Source organism: Phenylobacterium sp., from assembly GCF_016793285.1.
Classification (GTDB): domain Bacteria; phylum Pseudomonadota; class Alphaproteobacteria; order Caulobacterales; family Caulobacteraceae; genus Phenylobacterium.
Genome location: NZ_JAEUMO010000002.1, coordinates 1 through 4,624 on the forward strand (window position 1 = coordinate 1; position 4,624 = coordinate 4,624).

Genomic DNA, 4,624 nt, shown 5'->3' on the forward strand with positions numbered 1-4,624 from the left:
GAGCTGGAACGCCTCGGCGCCGCGCGTCTGCGGCCCGACCGCGGTGTTCTGGGCCTTCAGCGCCGCGACCCCGTCATGGCCCACGAGCCGATAGCCCCGCTCGGCCTTGCTCTCGAACGACAGCGTCAGGTCCGCCTTGGCGAGCAACTCGCGGGCGAATTCGAACAGCGCCTGCGGCGGCCCCGACAGCAGCTCGAGCTCCATCTCGGCCACCGGCTCGCTGCGATCGCCCGCCGCGATGAGGCCGGTGTCGAAGCTGACTTCGACCTGCGCCGCGCCCCGCGTGCAGACGTGGACGCGCCGCTCGACCTCGACCGTGAACGCCGGAGCCAGCTCGGTCTCGCCGACCACGGTCTCCGCCGGCGTGCCCTTGAGCGCAGCGCGATCCAGCTCCGGCCCCTTGACCGGCGTCTCCCACTCGTCGCGTTCGAACAGGCCGCCCCCGTTCCGGTGCTTCAGGGTCTGGATGGCGGCGTCGCCCCGGGTCCGCACGCGCAGGCTGAAGCCGCCGTCGCGCAGCGCGTGGCTGGCGGTGTCGTAGTAGATCGCGTGCATCCGCGCGACCTGGGCCTGGACGAGTGGGAACAGCTCCGCCTGCAGCGCCTCGAGTGCGCCGGCGCCGAGCTGGAACTTGATCTCCAGCTCCGGCGAAGCCGTGGCTGGGCTTCGGGCAAGCATCCCGACTTCCCGTAACGCGTGACCGGTGCGTCACGCCGGGAGAACCACTGAAGGGAAACGAATCGCTTTGTCTATCGCGCGCCCGGATTTATTTGCGCCGCCCGTGGGCGGGGTCAGAAATCGAGCCCCTGGCGTGCTTCCAGGATCTGGCGCGCCAGCACGCGGGTCACCGGCCGGAAGCCCTCGTCGCCCGCCTCGTCCAGCTTGCGCACGATCGCCTCGGCGTCGGGGATCGAGCGGCGCATGCGGGCCAGCAGGTACGGGTACACCTCCTCCGGCGGGCGGATGTTGCGGTCGCGGAAGAAGCGCCGGAGCACTCCTTCCAGCACGACGTCGTCCGGCGGGTCGATCTCGACGATCGGAAAGGCGTTGAGGCGGGAGCGCAGGTCGGGCAGCGCCGTGGGCCAGGTCGAGGGCCGCGTCCGCGCCGTGAGCAGCAGGCCGCCGCCGTCCCGCGCCGCGATGTTGATCAGGTGGAACAGCCCCTCGGTCGAGACGCCGCGGTCCGCGTCTTCCAACAACACCGGACGGCCCGCGGCTGCGTCGAGATCGGGATGCTCGCGCTCGACGATCACCGCCTGGACGGCGTCGGCCCAGGCGCGGGCGAGGTGCGACTTGCCCACCCCCTTGGGTCCGAGGATCGCCAGGCAGCCGCCCGTCCACGCGGGCCATGCCTCCACCGCGGCGAGCGCCGCGGCGTTGGACGGTCCGCGCACGAACTCGTGGAACGACGGCGGGCCATCGCGCCCCAGGCTCAGCCGAAGCTGCCGCGCCATGCGTCTGGTCGAAGTGTTGCGTTCACGGTGTTGAATTTAGGCGCTGTCGCGAACCGGCGCCAGCAGACCCGACGGCCTTGTCCACCGACCTTGCGGGTCAGTCCCCGGCCGGCGTCTTCAGGTCGCGCGACGCGGCCAGCGTCCAGCCGTCGGGTTTGAGGAGTTCGATGGGCGAGAAGCGGACCTTGTAGTCCATCTTCTCCGAGCCCCGGACCCAGTAGCCCAGGTAGACGTAGGGCAGGGTGGTCAGGCAGGCCTGCACCACATGATCGAGGATGACGAACGACCCCAGGCTGCGGCGGGCGAGCGTGGGGTCGTAGAAGCTGTAGACGAGGCTCAGGCCGTCGCTCATCAGGTCGACCAGCGCGCAGGCGATCAGGTCGCCGGGGCCGCCGTCCTTCGACTTCACGCGGTATTCGATGATGTGGGTGCGGACGGCGGTGTCCTCGACCATCGCCACGTAGTCGGGCCAGGTCATCTCGGCCATGCCGCCGTCGGCGTGGCGGGCCAGCAGGTAGCGGCGGAGCAGGTCGAACTGCTCCATGGTGGCCTCGGCCTCCACCAGATGACGCTCGACGTCCTCGTTGCGCGCCAGCAGCTTCCGCTCCGAGCGGGAGAAGACGTAGTCGGCGGCCGGGATGCGCGCCGAAACACAGGCCGAGCAGGCCTCGCAGGCGGGACGGTAGGCGATGTTCTGCGACCGGCGGAAACCCACCTGGGTCAGGCTGTCGTTCACCTGCGCCCCATCCGACAGGGGCAGGTGCGCGAAGACCTTGCGTTCGAACCGTTCGGGCAGGTAGGGGCACGGCGACGGCGCGGTCAGGAAAAACCGGAGCTGTCGGGTCGGAAAGTGCTGCGTCACGGACCTGCGGTCGCCTTCGTCTGGAGCGGCTCGAGCCGATTAGGCGTCATGCCGGGCGTCCACGCAAGGACTACGCTAGAGTCCCGGCGAGGGGGGCAGGACCGGCGCCTCACGCAACAACACGATCGCGATGCGGCGGTTGCCCGGCAGGGTCGGATCGTCCGGATAGAGCGGCTCCGAGCCGGCCTTGCCCGACACCTGATAGACGCGGTCAGCGTCGACCCCGGCGCCCTGCAGCACCTTGCGCGATGCGTCGGCGCGGGCCGACGACAGCGACCAGTCGCTCTCGGGCTTGGCGCCGTTGGCGCTGGCCGAGGTGTGGCCGTAGACGGAGATGCGGTTCGGAAGCTGGTTGATCACCTTCGATACGGCGCGCAGCAGCAGCTTGGCCCGGTCGTTGGGCGCCGCGGTGCCCTGGTTGAACATCGAGCGGCCTTCCTGGTCGACGAGCTGGATGCGCAGGCCCTCGGGCGTCTCGTCGATGATGATGTTCTTCGAAAGCTCGGCCAGTTCCGGCATCGACTGCATGGCCTGGCGCAGCGACTGCGCGGCCGAGGCGAAGGCGGCTTCTTCCTGCTTGGCGGCGGCGGCCTGGGCCTGGGCGGCGGCGGCCTCTTCGGCCGTCATGGGCTTGGCGCCGTCCTTGGCGTCGCCGTCGTTCGGGTTGCGCGACGAGGGCGCGAGTTCCTCGATGACGTCCGAGGAGCCGGCGCTCTTGGACCCGTCGCTGCCCAGCGCCGAGCCGCCCAGGATGCCGCCGGCGCCCGAGGTGGTCTCCGAGACGCTGGCCGGGGCGAAGTAGTCGGCGATGCCGCGCTTCTGCTCGGGCGAGGTGGTGTTGATCAGCCACATGAGCAGGAAGAAGGCCATCATGGCGGTCACGAAGTCGGCGTAGGCCACCTTCCACGCGCCACCGTGGTGGCCGTGTCCGCCGCCCTTCTTGATCTTCTTGATAAGGATCGGCTGGTCGCCACCGACGGCCATGGTTACACCCGGATTCACCCTGATTTCGGGGCAAGTTGCGCAGCCGCCCGTTAAGATGACGTTGCGCGCAATCGGGAGGGTGCTTCGTGGTCGTCGTTCTGGAGACCGGGCGGCTGATCCTGCGCGAGGCGGAGGCGGGGGACGCGCCCTTCATCCTCGAGCTGCTCAATTCCCCCGGCTTCCTGGAGAACATCGGCGACCGCGGCGTTCGCACGCTGGACGAGGCCGCCGCCTACATCGAGGAGCGCGTGCTCGGCAGCTACCGCAGCTACGGCTTCGGCATGTGGGTGACGGTCCAGAAGCTCGATTCGACTCCGGTGGGTCTGGCCGGCCTCGTGAAGCGCGACGGCCTGGACGTGCCCGACGTCGGCTACGCCTTCATCCAGCGGGTCTGGGGGCAGGGCTATGCCCAGGAGGCCGCCGCGGCGGTCCTGGCGCACGCCCGCGGGCCGCTGGGCATCCCGAAGCTGGCGGCGATCACGACCCTGGAGAACTTCGCCTCGATGGCCGTGCTCCGGAAGATCGGCTTCACCTACCGTGGCGTCATTCAGCTACCCGGGGCCGACCGGGAAAGCACCCACTTCACCGTGGGCGACGGGGGCTGACACGAATGACGATCACCACCCGCACCGTCGAGGCCAACGGCTTCCGCTTCGCCGTGGACGAGGCCGGCGAGGGGGATCACCTGGCGCTCTGCCTGCACGGATTCCCCGAGAGCCGGTTCTCCTGGCGCTTCCAGCTCCCGCTGCTGGCCGAGATGGGCTACCGCGTCTGGGCGCCCGACCTGCGCGGCTACGGAGAGACCGAGCCGAAGCCGAGGGACGTGGCCGACTACGCCATGGAGCGGCTGATGGAGGACGTCGCCGCCCTGATCGACGCCAGCGGCGCCAGGCGCGTCACCCTGATCGGCCACGACTGGGGCGCGGGCCTGGCCTGGTCGTTCGCCATCAACCGCAGGCGGCCGCTGGAGCGGCTGGTGATCATGAACGTGCCGCATCCGGCGGTGATGGTGGCGCACCTGCGCAGATCCTGGGCCCAGCTCAGGAAGTCCTGGTACATGTTCTTCTTCCAGCTTCCGGGCATCCCGGAACGGACGATGACGGCGAACGACGCACGCGCCATCCGCCAGGCCTTCCACGGCATGGCCGTCGACAAGACGAACTTCACCGACGAGGTGCTCGACCGCTATGCGCGCGACGCGCAGCGGCCGGGGGCGATCCGCGGCATGATCAACTGGTATCGCGCCGCCTTCCGCGGCTCGCGCCAGCTCTCCGCCACCCAGATGATCGAGACGCCGACGCTCATCGTCTGGGGCGAGGAGGAC

6 protein-coding genes are annotated in these 4,624 nt (G+C 69.9%); 2 read left to right on the plus strand and 4 right to left on the minus strand.

What is annotated here, in order from left to right; all coding sequences use genetic code 11:
- The 4 genes from JNL41_RS00265 to JNL41_RS00280 all read right to left on the minus strand — a co-directional run.
- Positions 1-678, minus strand: a 678-nt coding sequence (locus JNL41_RS00265; protein WP_293472072.1) for a CYTH domain-containing protein, incomplete at its 3' end; no start/stop codon positions are given.
- Positions 679-791: 113 nt separating this feature from the next.
- Entirely contained in the window at positions 792-1,454 is a 663-nt protein-coding gene (locus tag JNL41_RS00270) for a DnaA/Hda family protein (RefSeq protein WP_293472074.1), read from the minus strand.
- Between the two features lie 97 nt (positions 1,455-1,551).
- Entirely contained in the window at positions 1,552-2,316 is a 765-nt protein-coding gene (locus JNL41_RS00275) for an arginyltransferase (RefSeq protein ID WP_293472076.1), read from the minus strand.
- A 75-nt stretch (positions 2,317-2,391) separates the two neighbouring features.
- Complete coding sequence (locus tag JNL41_RS00280; RefSeq protein ID WP_293472078.1) at positions 2,392-3,300, minus strand: flagellar motor protein MotB; 909 nt, start codon at positions 3,298-3,300, stop codon at positions 2,392-2,394.
- Positions 3,301-3,386: 86 nt separating this feature from the next.
- Between JNL41_RS00280 and JNL41_RS00285 the strand changes: the two genes are divergently transcribed.
- Positions 3,387-3,905 carry a GNAT family N-acetyltransferase gene (locus JNL41_RS00285; RefSeq protein WP_293472079.1) on the plus strand — a complete coding sequence of 173 codons (519 nt, stop codon included), beginning with the start codon at positions 3,387-3,389 and terminating at the stop codon, positions 3,903-3,905.
- Positions 3,906-3,910: 5 nt separating this feature from the next.
- The coding region (locus JNL41_RS00290) for an alpha/beta hydrolase (protein ID WP_293472080.1) at positions 3,911-4,624 on the plus strand (714 nt) is incomplete at its 3' end.

Bases quoted from the DNA above. Each gene is read 5' to 3' on its own strand.
- JNL41_RS00270 (WP_293472074.1), bottom strand. From the start codon at position 1,454: ATGGCGCGGCAGCTTCGGCTGAGCCTGGGGCGCGATGGCCCGCCGTCG.
- JNL41_RS00280 (WP_293472078.1), bottom strand. From the start codon at position 3,300: ATGGCCGTCGGTGGCGACCAGCCGATCCTTATCAAGAAGATCAAGAAG.